The sequence below is a fragment of the Fictibacillus nanhaiensis genome (assembly GCF_042686385.1).
Classification (GTDB): domain Bacteria; phylum Bacillota; class Bacilli; order Bacillales; family Fictibacillaceae; genus Fictibacillus; species Fictibacillus nanhaiensis.
Genome location: NZ_JBHUPF010000003.1, coordinates 36,661 through 56,084 on the forward strand (window position 1 = coordinate 36,661; position 19,424 = coordinate 56,084).

Sequence of the window (19,424 nt, forward strand, 5' to 3'; positions counted from 1 at the left end):
GAGAAACGTATATGTCGCTCTTTAATAGAAAAATTTCTGAAACTATTAACGACAGTTCTAATCAAGAGCAAGGCTTTTCTTCTTATAATAACCCTTTTATTGATGAATTAGTGGAGCACTATAAAAACCGGTTATTGAATGAGTCAAATTTAGATCAGATAACCAATTTGTCTAGAGCAGAAATGAGATCAGCTATTGAACGTGTGGTCACACAGTTTATGCAAGAAGAAAAAGTGGTTATTCCAAGAAGTGATAAAGAAAAATTATTGACTAAGCTAATAGATGAATCTGTAGGATTTGGTCCTTTAGAAGCTTTGTTAAATGACGCGGATATAACAGAGATCCTCATTAATGGTCACGATGAAGTATATATCGAGAAAAAAGGTAGACTCGAGCTTACGAATATGAAATTTAGAGATGAAGCACATGTGCGGCATATCATTGATCGAGTTGTTGCACCTTTAGGACGAAGGATTGATGAAAGTTCTCCAATGGTTGATGCCAGGTTACATGATGGGAGCCGTGTAAATGCGGTAATACCACCAGTTAGCTTAAAAGGCACACTAGTTTCTATTCGTAAATTTAGAAAAGATCCGTTAACGATGGAAGAGTTAATTAAACTTGAATCTTTAAACGAAGAGATGAGTATTTTTCTGCAAGCAATCGTTACAGCAAAAATGAATATTATCATCTCTGGGGGGACAGGTAGTGGTAAGACAACTTTATTGAACGGTGTTGCCCGTTCAATCCCTTTCAATGAACGCGTTATAACAATAGAAGATTCTGCTGAATTACGTTTGAATCGACCAAACGTAGTAGGAATGGAAGCCAGACCTGCTAACGTTGAAGGTTCAGGAGAAATTACGATTCGACAACTTGTAAAAAACTCACTGAGGATGCGTCCTGACCGAATTATCGTCGGTGAGGTTCGGGGACCTGAAGCGTTTGATATGTTGCAAGCCATGAATACAGGTCACGAAGGGTCGTTAACAACAGTCCATGCTAACTCACCTCGTGATGCTCTAGGGCGTGTTGAGGGGATGGTAATCATGTCAGGAATGGACTTGCCTACAAGTGTCATTCGAGAATATATCGTAGGAGCCATTGATTTTATTGTTCAGGGTGAAAGATTAACGGATGGTAAAAGAAAGATTGTATCTATCTCTGAATTAGTAACTAATTCAGAAGGTAAGGTGCAGATTAATGAAATTTTTAAATACAAAAAAACTGGTATGGGAAGTTCAGGAGAGGTGAAAGGGCATTTTACACCTACTGGAATTATCCCTGAATGTCTTGAAAGATTAAAGATTTTTGGATTGGATATAGATGAAGAAATGTTTAAGCCAGTAGGAGGTCAACTCCATGACTATAGCCGTTCTATTTAGTTTAGCAGTACTTTTATTAATATTTGGAATTTATAGCTTGTTAGGTTATAGAGCACAAAAGAAAGAATGGAAAAGAAAAACGGAATCCTGGTACGGAGCAACAGATAAAAGAAAAAGTTATTTAGTCGTATTGGGAGATCGATTCGATCAATCACCTTATGCGGTCAAAATGTATGAAAAGCTCCAACAAGCCAATGTTCCATTAACACCTTCTGAATTTTACTCTATGCTGATTGTTGGTGGAATGGCAATAACCGTTCTTTCAAGCACCATGTTTAATATACACATGCCAATCAATTTGTTAATTGCTATAGCATTAGTTGTAATAACGTACTATTCATTATTTGCTATCCGAAAAAACAAGTATCAACAACGATTCGATTCACAATTAGCTGAAGTTTGTCGCCTACTTGGAAATGCCGCGAGAGCAGGGATGACCATAACGCAAGGTGTAGAGCTTGTTTCAAGAGAAGTGGCAAATCCGGCAGGGGGAGAGTTTAAGAGGCTGGCTAATGAAATTAGACTAGGCGTGGATTTTGATAAGGCCATGGTGAATTTTCAGAAAAGAATTCCTTCTCGTGATTTTAAATTGTTTATTGCAACCCTCCTTATTCAGAAAAGAGCGGGGGGGAATCTTCATTCCATATTAGATGGTATGGCACAAACCCTTGAAGATCGGAAAATATTAAACCAAACCATTCAAACGATGACAGCAGAACAAAGATATATTTCGTATATTTTGCCAATGATACCCATATTCCTCATTTTAATCATGAATACTATTATGGACGATTTCTTGTCACCGTTATCTACCTTACCAGGAATTATTTTACTCGTACTATTTATAGTAGGAACATTCCTAACTTTCTTCCTCGTTAGAAAAGTAACCAATATAAGGGTGTAATTAGATGGATGCCATAATTATTATTTCCGTTTTCTTACTATGGTTTTTACTAATCATAGGTTTGTATAATCTATACGTTTATCAAAAAAAGAAACAAGCTTTAATCACTCACGTTAGGGAAGTAACTGATACTTACCAGTTTAATGTAAGAAAAAGAGAAACACCTAGTTCTAAATTGATTAAAAGAGTTTTAAAATATGCCGATGATTTCTCTTCACTTGGACAACGGATAAACTTTTTTAGTGAACCTCATGATGTAGAAGATTGGTTAAGAAAAGCTGCTTATCCTTATGAATTAACTGTTGAAAGATTTCAAGGTACAAAGATGTTCTTTACAATTGTAGGATTCGGAGCAGGACTGATAGGATTGCTTCTCGGCTTACCATTTTCTCAGTTTGGTGTAATTGTTCTTCCTTTAGCTGGTTACTTTGGTACCATTATGTGGCTGAAGAGCAAAGCAAAGAAAAGACAAGAAGAGTTACGGTATGATTTACCTGATTTTTTAGATACAGTCAGCGTTAGTTTAGAAGCGGGTATTGGTCTTGATAAGACTCTTAATGAAGTCGTTAAATACTTTCAAGGTCCAATCAACGAAGAGTTTTCAAGATTTAACCAAGAAATTAGTCTAGGTGTTCCTAGAGAAGACGCGTATCGTGAGCTTCTTCGCCGAAACGATAATCCTGAGTTTCAGACACTCATTAAATCTTTAATTCAAGGTCAGAAGCTTGGAGTTCCGATTGCTACAACTTTTAAGTCGCAAGCTCTTGATATGAGAGTGATCAGGAGAGAATTAGCAAAAGAAAAGGCTGCGAAAGCCTCACCTAAAGTCACACTAATTACTACTTTTATTGTTGCACCAACCGCAATCATTATGATTGCTGGTTTGATGATATTAAACATGTTTTTTGGAGATGATAGTCTATTTAACTTTCTTTAGTCTTAACGGAGGTGAACTGAATTAACCGGGTCTATCCATTTAACATGTGCAAAGCTAAAAACTTACATTCTTGGGAGGAAACAAAAATGATGAATTTATATGTAAAATTAATGAACCAACTATCTAATCAAAAAGGATCACAATCACTTGAGTGGTTAGGTATTGCTGCTGTAATTGTAATTATCGTAGGAATGATTTCACAAGTATTTGGTGGAGACACTGCTTTTGGAGATGCAATTAAAAAGAAACTGGTAGAAATGGTAGATGATATCGGTTAAGTAATACTTACATCGCTCACTCATAAACCGCACAACTTACAGCATGTATTGCTGTAAGTTGTGCCTTTACATAATACAAGGAGGAGTGTAAATGTTACTCAAACAAACAAGATATTTACTAGTAGTTATTTTTCTATTATTAGTAGTTTTAGTAGTAGGTTGTTCTAATAAAGAAAGCAGCACTAATGGTGATAACCAAGAAAAGGCTCAAAATAATGAGCAAAAAGACAAAGAGCCTCCAAAAAAGGATAAAAGTGAAGAAAAAGAACTAAATACTGACGTAACACCTCTCCCCACTTCTACTAACGAGATCTTTACATACCCAAATGGGGATTTGGCAGGTACATCACTGTATGGCTCTGATGAAACTCAAAAGCAATTATTAAAAACAATGCCAAAGTTACCAAAAAATGCAGATAAGGAAACAGTAGATTTATATTTTAATAATTTAGTAGCACTTTATTGGAGTGGATTTGATGATCCTGCCACTCTTGTTGATAAGTGGGAATTGTATTCTTTTGGTAGCCCTGATATTGAAGATCAAAGGTATCAATTTAAAGAGAACTATAATGTTGAAATAGTCTTAGATGCAAGTGGAAGTATGGCAAAAACGGTAAATGGAAAAACACAGATGGAACTTGCAAAAAGTGCTATAAACAATTTTTTAGGAGCTTTACCGGACAATGCCAAAGTCGGTTTAAGAGTATACGGTCATAAAGGTAGTGGATCAGATTCAGATAAAAAGCTCTCATGCAGTAGTTCAGATCTCGTCTACGAAGTCGCTCAATATGACTCGTCTAAATTTAAACAGGCTTTAGATCCTATTCAACCAGTAGGGTGGACACCTATTACACTTGCATTGGAAGAAGCTCAGAAAGATTTATTAAAATATCCAGCTGAGAATAATAATAATATTGTTTTTCTTGTAAGTGATGGTATTGAAACCTGTGATGGCGATCCGGTTGCTGCTGCAAAAAAACTTTCTGATTCAAACATATCACCAATTTTAAATGTTATAGGGTTTAATGTAGATGCTGAAGGACAAAAGCAATTAAAAGAGGTAGCTAAAGCTGCTGATGGCATCTATTCAGATATTAGCGATCAGAAGCAACTGGACAACGAATTTAAACGGATTGAAGAGATTGCAAAACGCTGGGAACAGTGGAAAAAAGATTCTCTCCGTGAAGCAGATGCTGTAAAAGTGGAACGGTCCTTTGAAGCATTGGGCTTTAAAAATGAGTGGAATGATAAAGAAATTACGTTAACAAATAATTTAGGTGGCTCAATTACTTTCCTTGCTAATAGTGATTATATTACAAAAGAGCAAAGAGAAGCTCTACGAGAAAAGAAAAATGAATTTGAAACATTCTTAGATGAATCAGGCACTGAGGTAGAAGAATATTTAAGTACCATGAACGAAAAATCCTTTGAAGAAATGAAAAAATCAATAAATGAGAAGTATAACAAAAATTAAAAGATAGACTGAAAGGGGATTATGAGGTGAAAACAAGATTAAAACCCTTTTTAGCCGGTTTTGCTGTTTTTACACTACTAATTATTCAATTTACTCCTGTTATTGCATTTGCGTCTATTAATCCTTGGGAAGGTAATCCATGGGAAGGTAAAGAGTTTGAGGGTAATCCGTGGGAAGGAAACACTTGGGAGGGTAATACGTTTGAAAAAGACTCCTTTGAAAAGGATTCTTTTGAAAAGGACTCATTTCAAAAGGATCCAAACAATAGTACAAACCCTAATAACCCAGTAAATCCTAACAATCCGAATAACCCGCTAGACCCAAACAATCCCAACAACCCGAGTAACCCTGGTAATGTAGATCCCAATAATCCACAAGGACCGAGTAATAACACCGATTCGTCAAATCCTGAAAATAATTCATCTGCTGATCCTGAATCGACAGATGAATCATCAGGTAAAGATGAAAGTTCTAAAGATAAAAAGGAAGAGTCAGAAACATGGGATAACATTAAATGGGTAGGTCAGGTTTTTACTGATCAATTTGCATTTGCTAGTAAAATGTTAGAAGATCAAGCTGCTCGTGACTTAATAATTGCTCAAGGTGGAGAAGCGGTTGATACTACAGCAAGTAATCTTAGAAACTTCGGTTTAGGGACAGCCCTTTTATTTGCGAAGAATATATCAAAAGATACTATTTTAGAGACTCCTTTTGATATGGCATACGACGCAAAAGACATATCCAATAATATTGCTCCTGCTGCAAAGGCAATGAAAGATAGTTGGAGTATGATCAGTAATTCTAAATTAGGAGAGTTTTTCACCAGTAGAGGAGTCTTTAATGCAACTCCACCTACTGTTACACCACCAGTTCCTGGAATTGTCTCCAAGCTAAACGTTGGGTTAGCGGCTGTAGGAACGGTTACTTCAGGGATTGATGCAGTTAAGGCATATCAAGACGGAAACACAGTGGATATGGTTGGTAACATAGGAAGTACACTTATGAATGCAGGTGTTGTAGCTGCTGCTATTCCTGGAGCTCAAGCTGCTGCACCATTTATTATTGCTGGGGGCGCTGTCCTATACGGTGGTGCCATGATTGTAAAGCATAGTAAAACAATAGCCAAAGCAGCAAAGAAAACCTACGAATTCGCCAAAGACACTGTCAAATCAGTGGGTGATGGCATAAAGAATATTGCTAAAGGTATAGGGTCGCTATTTGGTTAAGGAGATGAATTATGTCATTAGAAACAAATTTTAAACAGTATAAACGATTCTTAGAAACAATAGATATAGCAAAGTATACAGTTATTTGTAAGGAATCTCGTTTTCGCGTAGCGGCTTATAACAAATTAGGTAGTACAAAAGGTTATTTAGTTTTACGAGAGGATGGAGATGTCGCCTCCAGAGATGAAGCAATTCCTCCGTATAGAATGTTTATGGCATTTAACTCGTATATGTTTGCTCTTCATGAACAAGGACAAGCAGAAAGTAATAAACCGACAGCGATTTTTAAAGATACGATAAATCTTTTAAATGAGATTAAACCGTTTGTTACAACAAGTAAAGATGATATTGAGATTGCTATCAACAATATTCAAGAATTAGATGATGGTTATAAAAGAATTAAAGAAATACAACCAGAAGCTATGAAAATATTTAATGAAATGATGAAAGAAGGCATCTTAGATCAAACTGTGTTAGACAATATAACATCACTAATGAAAGAATTTACACGTCTTCAGTATAAACATCTATATATTCAGATAAAGGCAAAAGAACAATTTGTCCGTATTTCTACAGAACTTAGTACAGTTTTGAATACTTTAAGTGGTGATGAAAGAAAAACAGCATCAAAAGCTGAAGATGTATTTAAATTTTTGACGGAGGAAAAGTATCAATCTGGATTAAGGAAAAGTTTAATAGAATTTGAAAAAGATCCTCAAGGTAACCAAGTTGCTTTTTTTGAACGTTCTAATTGGCAAGAGGCTTTAAGCCAAAATACCGATGATAAAAATGATATTTTGTTCGAAAAAACATTATTGTCACAGCTTAGAAATTAATTAAGAACTAGAAAGAGCTTTAGCTCTTTCTAGTTGTAAAATTAAAAAGAAGGAGGCTTCCGAATGAACTACGCTAAAGAAGGGTTCAAGATTTATGTACAAAATATTGGCCCATTATTACTTCTTTCTTTCTCTATTGTTCTTCCAGTGTTACTGTTACACACCATCTATGTGAATTACATTTATGCCATTACAGTAAATTTTGCCTCGACATATATTGGAGACTTTGTAAACGCATTTCTTGTCATTATGTTAGTCGTTGTAATTCAACTTCCCTTTATACAATATGTACATTCTGATATTGAAGGTGAAGAAAATAAGATAAGGAAAGCCTATGTTGCTTTATTTAAATATGGATTTTCTGTTTATCTATTTGGTCTAGTTTATTCCTTTTTGACAATCATGGGACTTGCATTATTTATTATTCCAGGTGTATTACTTCTTATATTCTTCTTTTTGACACCTTATTTAACAGTTCTACGTCAAGAATCAGCATGGAAAACCTTTAAAATGGCTTTTGAATATGGAAAGAAAAATTTTTTATCTTTATTTGCTATTATTCTATTAACAAGTTTCGGTGAATTTTTAATTAGTATTGTTTCTCTTTACGGAGTGGCTTTAATTACAGCAAACTACTTAGCAATTTTATTTAGTCAACTTTTATTGAACATGCTACTACTCCCCCTTATTGTTTCCATAATTACACTTTATGCTAAGAACCTTGATCAAGGTGTGGTACCTGCTCGTGCGTTTAATAAGTTTGCTGAAAATTAAATTAAACAATAAAAAATGGAGTGAAGAGTGATGTGTCGTATTCCTAAAAAGTTTAAAAGTGAAAAGGGTTCAGCTGCCATTGAATTTTTAGGAATGGTTCCACTTGTGTTGCTTTTAATGGTTGCACTATGGCAGTTTTTTGCTGGAGCTTATGCGTTCATCGTTACACAGTCCGCTGCAAATGAAGCGGCAAAGGTTTATGCGATGACAGAGAATATGGATGAAGCCACTAGTGCAGCTAATAAGGTCGTTTCAGCAGCGGGGGATAGTATTCTTTTTAATGCGTCGAGAACCTCTATAAATGCCTCATCTGAAAAGCAATTTTCAGCAAATGTAGGAGTTGATTTTGAACTCTCATTTTTAAAGAAGTTGTTTAAAGGAAGTACACCTAAGATTCCTTTGGATGCTGAGGTTAGTAGCAGGGTGATCAAATGATAAGTAAAGCGAAGAACGAAAAGGGTAATATTAGCTTACTAGTGATGGGTTTAATGGGTGTAACCATGATCATGTTTCTGGTGGTGTTGAGTTTTTCTAAAGTATTCGCGATTAAAGAGAAAGCCTCTACAGCATCAGAACAAGCTAGTTATGCAGCGACGTCTGTCATTTATGAATTAGCGATAACCGCTGTTGAAGATTACGATAGTTCTTTACCAGGTAAGATCGATGAGATTATTGATAAAACGTTACAAGAGAAGATAGATAAGAAAAAAGAAGAACTAATGACGTTTAATCCTTTCCTATCCGAAAATGAAGCCAAGATTGAGGCGATTGATGCTATCTTAAGCGAAGAATTAAATGGAGCGGGATTAAAAAGTGAGATCTTAAATGAAATGTTACTAGAACAGTTAAATCAAGCTGATCAGCAGATACGAGATGCGGTTTCAGGAGTCATCTTAAGTAATGACGGTATTCTGGAAGGAACAATCGTGACGCTGTTGGATGAAAATCAAGTTAAAGTCGAAACTTCTGCTCGATATGAAGCATTAAAATATGATGAACTTATTCCAGAAGATAAGCGAAAGCTGAAGCAAAAAGCTAAAGGCCCAGAAATTGGTTTCATTAAAGAATTAAAAGGGTGGTCTGATTATCCAATTGAATTTTAAAAGAGGTGATGCATATGTCTAAAAAAGAAAAACGTTGGAGAGTATTTTATAAATTTATGTATATCTTCTTTTATGGGTTTATTTTACCGTTTGCCCTGCTCATGTTTTTTCTGGGTGAAGATAAATTTCCTTACACACTACTGCCAGTTGCATTAGGTCTGCCAGTTATGAAAAGTAATCACATACAAAGAATTAGAGAGAAAGAACAAACCTATTAAAACTTAATGAGGGGAATTGTCACTTCCTCTCTTTTTTTATTTACTTTTATTCTCAGAGAGGAGAGGCAGTGATATGAAAATTAAACTAAGACCATTTCTTGCTAGTTGTGCAGTTATGGTATTGTTATTGATACAATTCACCCCAATGGTTGCTTATGCCACGATCACCCCATGGGAAGGTAATCCATGGGAAGGAAATGAGTGGAATAAGAATTCTTGGGATGGTGTGACTTGGGAAAGTGAGGAATGGGAGAAGGATGGGTTTAGCTCAGATCCAAATACTTCAACAGATTCATCAAGTCCAAAAGATAATGATTCTAAAGAAGTAAATGAAACTAAGAAAATTGATAAAGATGATAAAGGATCTTCCGATTTTAAGATTTATGATGGTCTAAAGTTTGCTGGAACGATGATCAATGAGTCTTTTGTCTTTGCTAAAGATATGTTAAGGTCTCAAGACTTAGGAGAACTTACAGATGTAAAAAGCATTCAAAATATGAAAGTATTCGGTTGGGATGCGGCATTATTAGGTATAAAAACTATTTCTCAAGGTACTTTTATAGAAACACCTAGTGATTTCGCATATGATTCAAGAGATATAATTAAAAATGCCGAGCCAGCTAGGAAAGCATTAATAAATAGTTGGAGTGTAATTACTAATTCAAAAACAATTGAAAAACTTAGTGGGAAGTTCGGTGGACAAATTGCAAGAGTATCACCGATTGAAGAGAAACGCACATCAAAAATTGTTGGCCGACTTAGTTTGGGCACAGCAGCAACAGGTACTGTGTTGTCTAGTATTGATGCTTATAAGTCATTTAAAGGCGGAAAGAATGCAGACGGTGTAATTAATACAGGGAGTGCATTTATGAATGCAGGCATTGTTCTTGCATCAGCGCCTCATCCACTAGTAAAAGCAGCATCACCATTTGTTGGGGCAGTTGGAGTTGGCTTGTATGCAACAGGTATGTTATACAAAAAGTCAAAAACTATTTCTTCAGGATATAAAAAATCAAAAAAACTTTTAAATAAAGCCGGAGGAAAACTAAAGAGGGGTATCAAAAGCCTTGGTGCTATCTTTGGTTAAAAGATAATCTATGCTAATAAAAAACATTAAATTACAAAAAAAAACATTCGAGAAATATGACACTCCAGAGTATAGGGTTATTAATGAAGGTGAGCGTTATATGGTTGCAGGTTATTATTTGTTTGGATTAACTCGAGGGTATTTGCTTTTAGATGACAGCGGTGAAGTGTGTCCTCGTGAAAAGGCCATTGTACCATTTAAAATGTTCATCCAAGTAAACTCTTACATGAATGGTTTCTATAGAGAGGGTCGTGCAGAAATTCAAAAACCCTTACATGCTTTTCAAGATACAATTGAACTTGCAAACAAAGTAGATCTATATCTTTCTAAATCAAAAGAAGAACTTATAAAAATAATGGAAATGATTAATGAGTTAGATCGAGGGTTTAAAAGATTAAAAGAAGTGTATAAAGAAGCTGACGATACTTTTATTGAAATTAACAAAAATGAAGAGTTAACCCAACAAGGTGTTAGCAAGATAATTGAGCTGAAAAATGAATTTACTGTTCTTCAATATAAGCATTTGAACATTCAATTAATGTTTAAGGCCTTACTTGAACCAGTCTTAACAGAATTAAGAAGTATTAATGACACGTTAAATAGAAAAGAAAAGAAAAATGTTACAAAAGCTTATGAGGTGTTTAGCTTCTTAACCAGTGAGAAATTTCAAAAGGGATTAAAAAATAGTCTGAAAAGTTTTGAGACAGATTGTAATGGAGAGCAAATTAACTTTTACTCTATGCCAAATTGGGAACATGAACTAATTACAAATGGAATTGCTCGGAGTGAGAAACAATTTAAGAATGAATTGCTGCCAATGCTCAGAAATTAGAGTAATTCAATATATCCCAGGCACACAGTACGACACAAACTATGAATCTCTTTGAGATTTTAAATAAATACAAAAAAATCTTTTGGAACTGTGAATCTGTTTAATTTCGTTGTTAGCTGCTTGCTAAATTACGGAATTAGAAACTATTTCAAAATAAATTCGTAGTATGTATTAACATATAAGATTTGCATAAGAGATGGAGATCCCATCTCTTTTCTTTTTAAACATGAATGGGAAGAAAGCATTTTATTTAAAAAGGAGTATGAAAAGTGATCAGCAAAGTAGATAGATGGAAAAAGAACTATCTGTATCTCTTTATTGTATTTTATGGCGCAATAGGACCGATTTCCTTTTACCTTTTTAAACAAGGTTATACATCCCTTTTTTATGGTTTGGTACCCATTGCTGTCGCGCTTCCGAGTGTTAGAAGAAACCATTTGGGACTCCTTGAAAGAAAAGAAGAAAGTATGAAACGTATTAGGTGAAATATTTAACAAAGGAGTACAACAAATGAAAAACAAACTAACCAATTCTCTTCTGCTTCTCATGGTTTTGACACTAACCGCCTGTACATCAGACCAAAAACCTTCAGTCCAACCTAAACAAGAAGAGAAAAAAGACAAGTACACGACACTTGCTGAGGAAGCGAACAAAGAGGACACATTAGAGAAGCTAGAACTACTTCCGTATGCAGAAAAAGTGGAAGCGACTTTATCCAGTCCTAAGTACAAAGAGTTTAAGGCAAACTCAACGGTAACGATTAAAGGTAAGGCAAAAAAGTACAACAGTTTCAAGTCAGACCATGTATGGATCAAAGTGAGAAGTGATGAAGAAGGGCCGAACGGTCAGGACTTCAGCTATTACGCTCCTATAAAGGAAGGCAAGTTTGAACAAAAGATCCACCTATTTAATGGGAAGGGAAATTATTCTGTCAAAGTGAGTGTGCCGAGCGATACGGCTGAAGATTACTATTACGATATTGCCTCATTTGATGTAGAAAACGTAAACCCTGAAATTAAAAGAGATATTGCTTATACGAAGAACGCGTTTCAATATGATTTAAAGTTAAAAAATTCCATAAATGGGTATATGGAAAGAGATGGTTCTTTCGAGCTGACGGGTGAGGTTGCTGATTCAAGTGTGGAGCAGCTTATGGTTGAGCTAAAAAAAGAAAGTGAATCTACCAAAATTATGGTCCCAGTTGAAAATGGGAAATTCACGCAAAAAATCCCTCTTTATTATGGCGCGGGTGTTCATGAGGTTCAGATCATGACGCCTAAAGAAGGATCGACCGACTTTTTTTCGGATGCGGCTCACTTATATGTAAAGAATTTATCTAGTGAATCCTTTGAACCTGTAAAATACTCCTCTGCTTATGAGGAAAAAGGCTTTAAGCTTGAGACGCCAGAAGTAGGCGGTGAGAAAGCGGATCTGACCTATAGAATTAAAGGAAGTATTGATTCAAAAGGTGAGGATGCGAACAAGACGACTGTCGTTTTCGTTCAGACTAAAAAGGACGATTTACAAGCGATGTACGCAATCCCAGTTAAGAACAATAAATTTGATGGAGAGTTTTTCCTCCGTTTTGGACCAGGGAAATACGATGTTTCCGTTATGGCACCTGAATTTAATAAAACGAATGGATATATGCAGTTCTTTGTTGGTGTAGCAAATTTCACGGTGGAGAATACAAACACGAGTGATCAAAGATTTACCTTACCATCTAGAGGTATTCAGTCGGATGCACCTGCGATTAAGAATCTAGCTCAACAACTGACAAAAAATAAGAAAACTGATAAAGAAAAAGCGCTAGCGGTATACGAGTATGTTGCAAAAAACGTGAGCTATGACGTAGATAAGCTAAACAATCGAACATTCGAGTTTGACGACAGTGCGGTAAAAACGTTGGACGAGAAAGAAGGCGTTTGTCAGGACTTTGCGTATTTAGCGATTGCTCTATTACGTGCAAGTGGTATGGAAGCGCAGATGGTAACAGGGTTTGCTGGGCAGAATCATGCGTGGGTGGAGACAAAGGTCGACGGACGCTGGTTAACGATGGACCCAACATGGGGTTCAGGTTACCTACAGAACAACAAGTTCGTTCCAAAATTCACCATGGAATATTTTGATCCAAAACCATCAGAGTTTCAGAAAACACATACGAAAAAAGAGGTGGAGTTTTAAAATCAATGATAACCGTTAAAAGTTTGCCGGAGCACATTAAAGAAGTAGCTCGAAGACATCAAAAAAATGATAGACGGTTCCACGTATTCCCCTCAATCTTTGATATAGATGAAAAGAAATTTTATTTAATAATGTACGAACCTACGAAACATCAGATCGTGATTAGCTTAGATGGTAGTGTTATGTCCAGAGAAAAAATAAAGATCCCTTTTTTGTACGCTCTAGCTTATAACGCTTCTATAGAGAATATTTCAAATATAGGTGGTGCTTGGGTAAAGGATATTCCTATTCCAAGATACGAGAAGCTCATTAACATCTTAAATAGATTGCAATCTATTATTTCTAATAAGGCGTCACCACCTATACTAGACAAAATAGAAATTTTAAAAAACATGTCTAACGTTCTTCTTGAAGAGCAAAAAAATATCAATTCTTGTGTAATAAAAGGATTGGAACTGACTATGAAAACGAATGACCTTGAACTTGTAACCATTGAAGATTACAAACAAATGCGAATGTACGTTCATAGCATGGTTCAATCCGCCTACAAACAGAATAAAATACAGTTAGATACAGAACACGAAAGAGCTGAAGTATTAAATTATGTAATGGTAAATATTTTTTCTTACGGATTTAAATTATTGCCGATTTTATTTCATTTGTATTTCTATAAAAAGAATATGAGAACAAGTGAAGCGTATGGGTCAAATGAATTGGATGAAATTAAAAAGACTATTTCAGAAGATGTGAATGTTGAGGAAGATATCGAAGCATTATCCATTGTTAAACAATTAAGAAATCCAATTTAGACTGGGGATTCTTAATATTCCTAGCTAAATTAATATTAATAAAAGTAGAGTACCGAAAACATATACGAAAAAAGAGGTGGAATTTTAAGAATTAATGATAACAATTAAGAGTTTGCCGGACCATATATTAAATATTGCCAAAGGATTTCAGGAGAATAATAAACAAATTCATGTTTTTCCTTCCTTACTAGATATTGAAGGCGATAGATACTTTTATTTTAGATTCTCACCTAAACGAGGACAGTTAATAGTAAGAGAAGATGGAGCGGTTTTACCTATTAATCAAGTAAAAAAAGCTTTTGTATACGGATTGGTTTATAACACTTCATTTGAAAATATAACTAAATTTGGACTTAAATGGGTTGAAAGTGGTACTTTACAACGCTATCAAAAGCTATGCCGAATTTTAACGAAACTGTCTTCAACTATTCATCAACAAGCACCACAAGAGGTTATTAATAGCCTTACCAATTTCAAAGAATGTGCAGATGAGATTATTAAAGAACAGAAAAATATAGAGTTTGTAGTAGGAAAAAGTTTTGAGTTGGCTTCAAAAACGAATGATTTAGAACTTGTCACAATGGATGACTGTATACAAATGCGTATATACAATGAAAGTATGGTTAGGTCTGCTTTTAGACAGAATGAAGTGCAGTTAGAAACAGAAGAAGATAGAGCGCGGGTGTTTAAATATATTTGGACTAAAAAGTTTTCTTATAATTTAAAGTTACTTCCTATCTTCGTCCAACTTTTTCCATATAAGAACCACATGAGAACAAGTCAAACCATTGGATCGGATGAAATGGAGAGTATCAAAATTATGATATCCAAAGATTTAATTATTGAGCAATCCGAAGATGCTCTAGCAGCTTTAAACACTTTAAGAAATCCATCTAATTAGTGAGGTGAATTGTACTTGTCCAAAAAAGAAAGAAGATGGAGACGAGTCTATGTTCTTCTATATCTATTAATCTATGGACTTGTCACACCGTTAAGTTTAATTCTCTTTTTCATTGGAGAAGAATCATTTCCGTTCTTTATTATTCCAGTGGTCCTGGCACTGCCAGCTATGAAGCATAACCATATTCAGAAGATAAGAGAAAAAGAAGAGATGAGAGCTTAAAGAATGATGATTAAGGAAAAGGAGAGAAAAATGAATCGTTTATCTAGTGTAAGGTTATCCCTTATTTTATTATTTGTTCTTTTATTAACAGCATGCTCATCCGAAAAAACAGCATCAGAAACAGAACCGAAGAAAAAAGAACCTAAAAAAGAGACGGTTGAAAAAGCGCCTACTGATCCTGAAGAGATGGTAAAAAGAGGTGCAGGTAAGTATAACGAAGAGGTAAAAGATCTTGAGGGTGATGCCCTTGATAAAGAGATTAACAAAATCACAAAGAACTATCCTAAAGGTATGAAGGCTGAGGAAGCCTATAACCGAATTGTTGCTGCGTTCGCTGCCAATCATCAGCCGGGTTTTCAGGAGTTAGAGAACTTTGACATTTCGTTTGAAGAAGTAGAGGCGTATGAGAAGTATCAAGAAGAAAGTGAAGACGGAGAGGAAACGAAGGAAGGTCCTCTTAATGTTGCCATTCTTCTAGATGCAAGCGGTAGTATGGCAGGAAAGGTTTCAGGAACGGATAAAATGACGGCAGCAAAAGAAGCGTTGAAGAAGTTTGCAGGTGGATTGCCTGATGACGCGAACGTCATGCTGCGCGTCTATGGACATAAAGGAAGCAACGATGATAAAGACAAGAAGGTTTCTTGTGAAAGTACGGAAGTTATGTACCCTTTAGGCGCATATAATGAAGGAACTTTCCAACAATCTCTCTCTAAATTCAATCCAACCGGTTGGACACCGCTCGCAGCTTCTATTGAAGCGGCTGAAAAGGACCTACAAGGAAAAGAAGGAAATAACGTCATTTACATCGTGAGTGATGGAATTGAGACATGTGATGGAAACCCTGTAGAAGCGGCGAAAAAGTTACACGAGTCGAACATCAAGGCAGAAGTCAACATCATCGGATTTGATGTGGATAACGAAGGTCAGCAACAGCTAAAAGCAGTAGCAGAAGCGGGTGGCGGAGAGTTCCAATCGGTTTCTTCTCAAAAAGAATTGTTTGATGAAGTCGATTCTAACTGGTCTGAAGCGATGTATGATGCCAGTATCAACTGGAGTTCATCGATGGATTCATCAAGCGTAAATTGGAGTAGTTCGGGTAAGGGTCATTCTATGGGTAAAGTCCATTCAAAAATACTGGATAGTATCTCTGATGAATTTGAGTTACTCCGTTCTGTAAAGAGAGATCTCTACGATAAAGAAAAGATGTCTAATGAAGAATTTATAAAGTTGGACAAACTCCTTTTAGACAGATATACAACGCTTAGAGAGTACAGCTCTAAAAAACATGATGCTAGACAAGAAGAATTGAATCAAGAAACAGACAGAGTGCTAAAACTAATTGATGAGTACGCTGAAGATGCCAGAGTAGAATAGGGGATTGAATCTTGAGTAAATTAAAGCTTTTATTAATAACTACAAGCATTGCCTTAATGGTTTCGGGGTGTAGTAGTAACGAATCAACAAGCGGTAATAAAGAAAATCAAGAACAAGAGAGTAAAAGTGAAAAAGAATCCGTTAAGGTCACAGATAAAAAAGTAAAAGCTCCTAAAGACCAAGGCGATTACGAAGTTTGGTTTGAAGGAGAGGCAGATCGTAAAGGGAAGCAAATTACGGTTAAAGGGCAAACGAACCTTATTCCAAACACTAACCTATTAGTTACGATGGATAGTGTAGAAGATACTTTAATTGGAGGTTCAGATCGAGTACAGGTTAGTGAGGAAGGGACTTTTGAGACAGATTTACAAATACCAAAAAGCTCTGAAGGATTAATTGAAGTTAAAATAGAGTTTGATCCTCATTCCGACAACCAACCAATCAAAGATCACTATGGAGAAAACGGTGAAAAACTCAAAGGCCCATTTGTCAGATTGCAAGAAGAATCAGATATGAAGCAAAACATCACACTTTTAACCCTTGAAATTCCTCAAGATGAATCGAATGCTTCTGCTAAAATAAAGAAGCCTGAGTGGGACAAGCCTGAAGATTTCGGTTCTCCAACAGTTCGATTAGACGAACCTGACATTCAACAAGATGATAGATATCTTTATATAGAAGGAAAGTCAAATCTGTTAGAGGGAACAAGACTGAAAGGGAGCTTGGATATTCCGAATTATATTGTCTCAGGATTATCGGATGTGGCGGTTGTTAATCCCGACGGATCATACAAATTAATCATTGAAAAAACTTCAAGCATAAACAAATTGAAGGATGTTAAGGAATACGAAGTGGTTCTGAGTGTGAGCCCCGTGGATAATCAGTGGAAATCAAACTTAGAAGTATATGGCGTGAATGGCGAGAAGTTTATGGGTGATTATGTTGTCGATCAAAATGGAGTAAAAGAGATTGAAAAGCGTCTTTCCATCTCAGAATAAGAAGTAGCCCGATGATCTTCTAGGTTATCGGGCCTTTTATTATGTTTAACAACCACCCAAATAGAGAAAAATGAAGAGAGAGAAAGGCGGGACTCATACATGAGCTATGAAGATTTAGCATTACATACAGATAAGTATCAAATTAATATGATGTACGCCCATTGGAAAAACGGAACGCACAACAACATTCGCGTATTTGAAGCGTTCTTTCGAAAGAATCCGTTTAAAAGCGGTTATGCCGTATTCGCGGGACTTGAGCGGATCATTCGTTATTTGGAGCATCTTCATTTTACAGAGGAAGATATCGACTACTTAAGAACACAAGAAGAACACTATGAGGAACCTTTCTTGGAGGAGTTAAAGAACTTTAATTTTTCGGGAGAGTTATTCTCTGTAAAAGAAGGAACGATTGTTTTTCCGAATGAGCCGTTAATTCGTATCAAATGTCGTGTGTTTGAAGCACACTTGTTAGAGACAGCACTTCTTAACTTCATGAACTATCAAACCTTGATCGCAACGAAAGCAGCCCGTATTCGCTATGTCACTCCTGATGATCAGTTGATGGAGTTTGGGACGCGCCGCGCTCAAGAAGCCGATGCCGCAATATGGGGTGCACGTGCCGCATACATTGCTGGCTTTGATGCAACGTCAAATATGCGCGCCGGAAAACTATTCGGTATTCCGACAAAAGGAACGCATGCACACGCGTGGGTTCAAGACCACGATACAGAAGAAGAAGCGTTTGAACGGTTTGCTGAAGCTCTGCCCAATCAAAGCGTTCTGCTTGTAGATACGTATAATACATTAAAAAGTGGAATTCCTAACGCGATAGAAGTTGGGTTAAAGATGAAAGCGGCAGGTAAATCACTTAAAGGCATTCGTCTGGATAGCGGTGATCTCGCGTACCTATCCATTCAAGCTCGTAAAATGTTAGACAAAGCGGGGCTCACAGATGTGGGGATTGTAGCAAGTAATGACTTGGATGACGATGTGATTTCAGATTTAAAAGCACAAGGTGCAAAAATCACTTCTTGGGGAATTGGGACGCAGCTTATTACAGCATCAGATCAGCCTGCACTCGGAGGCGTTTATAAAGTTGTAGCTAAATATGAGAACGGAGAATTCGTACCCACGATCAAAATTTCGTCTAATGTAGAGAAAATCACAACACCTGGATATAAAAAGGTCTACCGGATCATCAACTCAAACGGAAAAGCAGAAGCGGATTACATTGCGATGGATGATGAAGTGCTCCCAGAAAAAGATATTAAACTATTTGATCCGGTGCACACATACAAAAGCAAAGTGGTTTCTTACTTTACTGCCGAAGAACTGCTACAGCCCGTTTATATAGAAGGAAAGCTTGTGTATGACCTTCCGAACCTCGAAGAAATTCGGCGCTATCATCAAGAACAGCTTGGTCTATTCTGGCCTCAGCACTTACGAAGATTGAATCCACAAGAGTATTTTGTCGACCTTTCCGTTCAAGTATGGAAGACGAAAAACGATCTTTTAGAGAAGTATTCTTTATAGAAAGCAAACCTCTTTTCGACACGAAAAGAGGTTTTTTAGTAAAATCTTTAAAAAAGCGTTGACGGGCGTCCGTATCGCTGATATAGTAATAAACGTTGTTGCTTTTCTTACATAACGTTCGACAAAAACAAACATAAACTTTTAAAAAAAGTTGTTGCTTCGAAAGAAGATATGTGGTAAGATAGTTTTTGTCGCTGCTTTAAGAGAGTGACGCGGTAAAAGAAAAAAGTTCTTTGAAAACTGAACAAAAGAAATAGGTAAGGAATTAAGAATTAATTCCGTCAGTTTTAAAAACGAGCAAGACAAACACTTTTATGGAGAGTTTGATCCTGGCTCAGGATGAACGCTG

21 protein-coding genes are annotated in these 19,424 nt (G+C 36.1%); all 21 read left to right on the forward strand.

The window, feature by feature from the left end:
• Window positions 1-11 precede the first annotated feature (11 nt).
• The 21 genes from ACFS5O_RS02225 to ACFS5O_RS02325 all read left to right on the forward strand — a co-directional run bounded on the left by ACFS5O_RS02225 (window position 12) and on the right by ACFS5O_RS02325 (window position 19,075).
• Window positions 12-1,385: a TadA family conjugal transfer-associated ATPase gene (locus ACFS5O_RS02225; RefSeq protein ID WP_205724302.1), complete on the forward strand. Its 1,374-nt coding sequence runs from the start codon at window positions 12-14 to the stop codon at window positions 1,383-1,385.
• Entirely contained in the window at window positions 1,363-2,289 is a 927-nt protein-coding gene (locus tag ACFS5O_RS02230; protein ID WP_205724303.1) for a type II secretion system F family protein, read from the forward strand. Before ACFS5O_RS02225 ends, ACFS5O_RS02230 begins: the two co-directional genes overlap by 23 nt.
• A gap of 4 nt (window positions 2,290-2,293) precedes the next feature.
• The gene (locus ACFS5O_RS02235) at window positions 2,294-3,226 is read left to right on the forward strand and encodes a type II secretion system F family protein (protein ID WP_205724304.1); all 933 of its coding nucleotides are present in this window, start codon (window positions 2,294-2,296) and stop codon (window positions 3,224-3,226) included.
• A gap of 86 nt (window positions 3,227-3,312) precedes the next feature.
• On the forward strand, window positions 3,313-3,504 hold the full coding sequence (locus tag ACFS5O_RS02240) for a hypothetical protein (RefSeq protein ID WP_197223220.1): 192 nt from the start codon (window positions 3,313-3,315) through the stop codon (window positions 3,502-3,504).
• Window positions 3,505-3,595: 91 nt separating this feature from the next.
• Window positions 3,596-4,978 (forward strand): vWA domain-containing protein, encoded by a 1,383-nt coding sequence (locus ACFS5O_RS02245; protein WP_205724305.1) that lies wholly within the window; start codon window positions 3,596-3,598, stop codon window positions 4,976-4,978.
• Between the two features lie 26 nt (window positions 4,979-5,004).
• The gene (locus ACFS5O_RS02250; RefSeq protein ID WP_318300058.1) at window positions 5,005-6,204 is read left to right on the forward strand and encodes a hypothetical protein; all 1,200 of its coding nucleotides are present in this window, start codon (window positions 5,005-5,007) and stop codon (window positions 6,202-6,204) included.
• 11 nt (window positions 6,205-6,215) lie between these two features.
• Window positions 6,216-7,040, forward strand: a complete 825-nt coding sequence (locus ACFS5O_RS02255) for a hypothetical protein (protein WP_205724307.1) — start codon at window positions 6,216-6,218, stop codon at window positions 7,038-7,040.
• Between the two features lie 63 nt (window positions 7,041-7,103).
• Window positions 7,104-7,814 (forward strand): hypothetical protein, encoded by a 711-nt coding sequence (locus ACFS5O_RS02260; RefSeq protein WP_205724308.1) that lies wholly within the window; start codon window positions 7,104-7,106, stop codon window positions 7,812-7,814.
• A 30-nt stretch (window positions 7,815-7,844) separates the two neighbouring features.
• Complete coding sequence (locus tag ACFS5O_RS02265) at window positions 7,845-8,249, forward strand: TadE/TadG family type IV pilus assembly protein (protein ID WP_205724309.1); 405 nt, start codon at window positions 7,845-7,847, stop codon at window positions 8,247-8,249.
• Window positions 8,246-8,917 (forward strand): Tad domain-containing protein, encoded by a 672-nt coding sequence (locus ACFS5O_RS02270; RefSeq protein WP_205724310.1) that lies wholly within the window; start codon window positions 8,246-8,248, stop codon window positions 8,915-8,917. Before ACFS5O_RS02265 ends, ACFS5O_RS02270 begins: the two co-directional genes overlap by 4 nt.
• A 14-nt stretch (window positions 8,918-8,931) precedes the next feature.
• Window positions 8,932-9,135 (forward strand): hypothetical protein, encoded by a 204-nt coding sequence (locus ACFS5O_RS02275; RefSeq protein WP_197223228.1) that lies wholly within the window; start codon window positions 8,932-8,934, stop codon window positions 9,133-9,135.
• A 73-nt stretch (window positions 9,136-9,208) separates the two neighbouring features.
• Entirely contained in the window at window positions 9,209-10,222 is a 1,014-nt protein-coding gene (locus ACFS5O_RS02280; RefSeq protein ID WP_205724311.1) for a hypothetical protein, read from the forward strand.
• 100 nt (window positions 10,223-10,322) lie between these two features.
• Window positions 10,323-11,054, forward strand: coding sequence for a P-loop NTPase family protein (locus ACFS5O_RS02285; RefSeq protein WP_205724312.1), 732 nt, complete (start codon window positions 10,323-10,325; stop codon window positions 11,052-11,054).
• Between the two features lie 269 nt (window positions 11,055-11,323).
• Window positions 11,324-11,539 (forward strand): hypothetical protein, encoded by a 216-nt coding sequence (locus ACFS5O_RS02290; protein WP_205724313.1) that lies wholly within the window; start codon window positions 11,324-11,326, stop codon window positions 11,537-11,539.
• Between the two features lie 25 nt (window positions 11,540-11,564).
• Window positions 11,565-13,238, forward strand: a complete 1,674-nt coding sequence (locus ACFS5O_RS02295) for a transglutaminase domain-containing protein (protein WP_205724314.1) — start codon at window positions 11,565-11,567, stop codon at window positions 13,236-13,238.
• A gap of 5 nt (window positions 13,239-13,243) precedes the next feature.
• On the forward strand, window positions 13,244-14,047 hold the full coding sequence (locus ACFS5O_RS02300; protein ID WP_205724315.1) for a hypothetical protein: 804 nt from the start codon (window positions 13,244-13,246) through the stop codon (window positions 14,045-14,047).
• A gap of 94 nt (window positions 14,048-14,141) precedes the next feature.
• Window positions 14,142-14,948 (forward strand): 6-phosphofructokinase, encoded by an 807-nt coding sequence (locus ACFS5O_RS02305; protein WP_205724316.1) that lies wholly within the window; start codon window positions 14,142-14,144, stop codon window positions 14,946-14,948.
• 15 nt (window positions 14,949-14,963) lie between these two features.
• The gene (locus tag ACFS5O_RS02310; protein WP_205724317.1) at window positions 14,964-15,170 is read left to right on the forward strand and encodes a hypothetical protein; all 207 of its coding nucleotides are present in this window, start codon (window positions 14,964-14,966) and stop codon (window positions 15,168-15,170) included.
• A 30-nt stretch (window positions 15,171-15,200) separates the two neighbouring features.
• Window positions 15,201-16,544, forward strand: a complete 1,344-nt coding sequence (locus tag ACFS5O_RS02315; protein ID WP_205724318.1) for a VWA domain-containing protein — start codon at window positions 15,201-15,203, stop codon at window positions 16,542-16,544.
• 11 nt (window positions 16,545-16,555) lie between these two features.
• On the forward strand, window positions 16,556-17,542 hold the full coding sequence (locus ACFS5O_RS02320) for a hypothetical protein (protein ID WP_205724319.1): 987 nt from the start codon (window positions 16,556-16,558) through the stop codon (window positions 17,540-17,542).
• A 99-nt stretch (window positions 17,543-17,641) separates the two neighbouring features.
• On the forward strand, window positions 17,642-19,075 hold the full coding sequence (locus tag ACFS5O_RS02325; protein WP_205724320.1) for a nicotinate phosphoribosyltransferase: 1,434 nt from the start codon (window positions 17,642-17,644) through the stop codon (window positions 19,073-19,075).
• Window positions 19,076-19,424 lie beyond the last annotated feature (349 nt).

Coding starts and splice junctions, on each gene's coding strand:
- ACFS5O_RS02225 (WP_205724302.1), top strand. CDS start 12: ATGTCGCTCTTTAATAGAAAAATTTCTGAAACTATTAACGACAGTTCT.
- ACFS5O_RS02230 (WP_205724303.1), top strand. CDS start 1,363: ATGACTATAGCCGTTCTATTTAGTTTAGCAGTACTTTTATTAATATTT.
- ACFS5O_RS02235 (WP_205724304.1), top strand. CDS start 2,294: ATGGATGCCATAATTATTATTTCCGTTTTCTTACTATGGTTTTTACTA.
- ACFS5O_RS02240 (WP_197223220.1), top strand. CDS start 3,313: ATGATGAATTTATATGTAAAATTAATGAACCAACTATCTAATCAAAAA.
- ACFS5O_RS02245 (WP_205724305.1), top strand. CDS start 3,596: ATGTTACTCAAACAAACAAGATATTTACTAGTAGTTATTTTTCTATTA.
- ACFS5O_RS02255 (WP_205724307.1), top strand. CDS start 6,216: ATGTCATTAGAAACAAATTTTAAACAGTATAAACGATTCTTAGAAACA.
- ACFS5O_RS02260 (WP_205724308.1), top strand. CDS start 7,104: ATGAACTACGCTAAAGAAGGGTTCAAGATTTATGTACAAAATATTGGC.
- ACFS5O_RS02265 (WP_205724309.1), top strand. CDS start 7,845: ATGTGTCGTATTCCTAAAAAGTTTAAAAGTGAAAAGGGTTCAGCTGCC.
- ACFS5O_RS02270 (WP_205724310.1), top strand. CDS start 8,246: ATGATAAGTAAAGCGAAGAACGAAAAGGGTAATATTAGCTTACTAGTG.
- ACFS5O_RS02275 (WP_197223228.1), top strand. CDS start 8,932: ATGTCTAAAAAAGAAAAACGTTGGAGAGTATTTTATAAATTTATGTAT.
- ACFS5O_RS02280 (WP_205724311.1), top strand. CDS start 9,209: ATGAAAATTAAACTAAGACCATTTCTTGCTAGTTGTGCAGTTATGGTA.
- ACFS5O_RS02285 (WP_205724312.1), top strand. CDS start 10,323: ATGGTTGCAGGTTATTATTTGTTTGGATTAACTCGAGGGTATTTGCTT.
- ACFS5O_RS02295 (WP_205724314.1), top strand. CDS start 11,565: ATGAAAAACAAACTAACCAATTCTCTTCTGCTTCTCATGGTTTTGACA.
- ACFS5O_RS02300 (WP_205724315.1), top strand. CDS start 13,244: ATGATAACCGTTAAAAGTTTGCCGGAGCACATTAAAGAAGTAGCTCGA.
- ACFS5O_RS02305 (WP_205724316.1), top strand. CDS start 14,142: ATGATAACAATTAAGAGTTTGCCGGACCATATATTAAATATTGCCAAA.
- ACFS5O_RS02315 (WP_205724318.1), top strand. CDS start 15,201: ATGAATCGTTTATCTAGTGTAAGGTTATCCCTTATTTTATTATTTGTT.
- ACFS5O_RS02325 (WP_205724320.1), top strand. CDS start 17,642: ATGAGCTATGAAGATTTAGCATTACATACAGATAAGTATCAAATTAAT.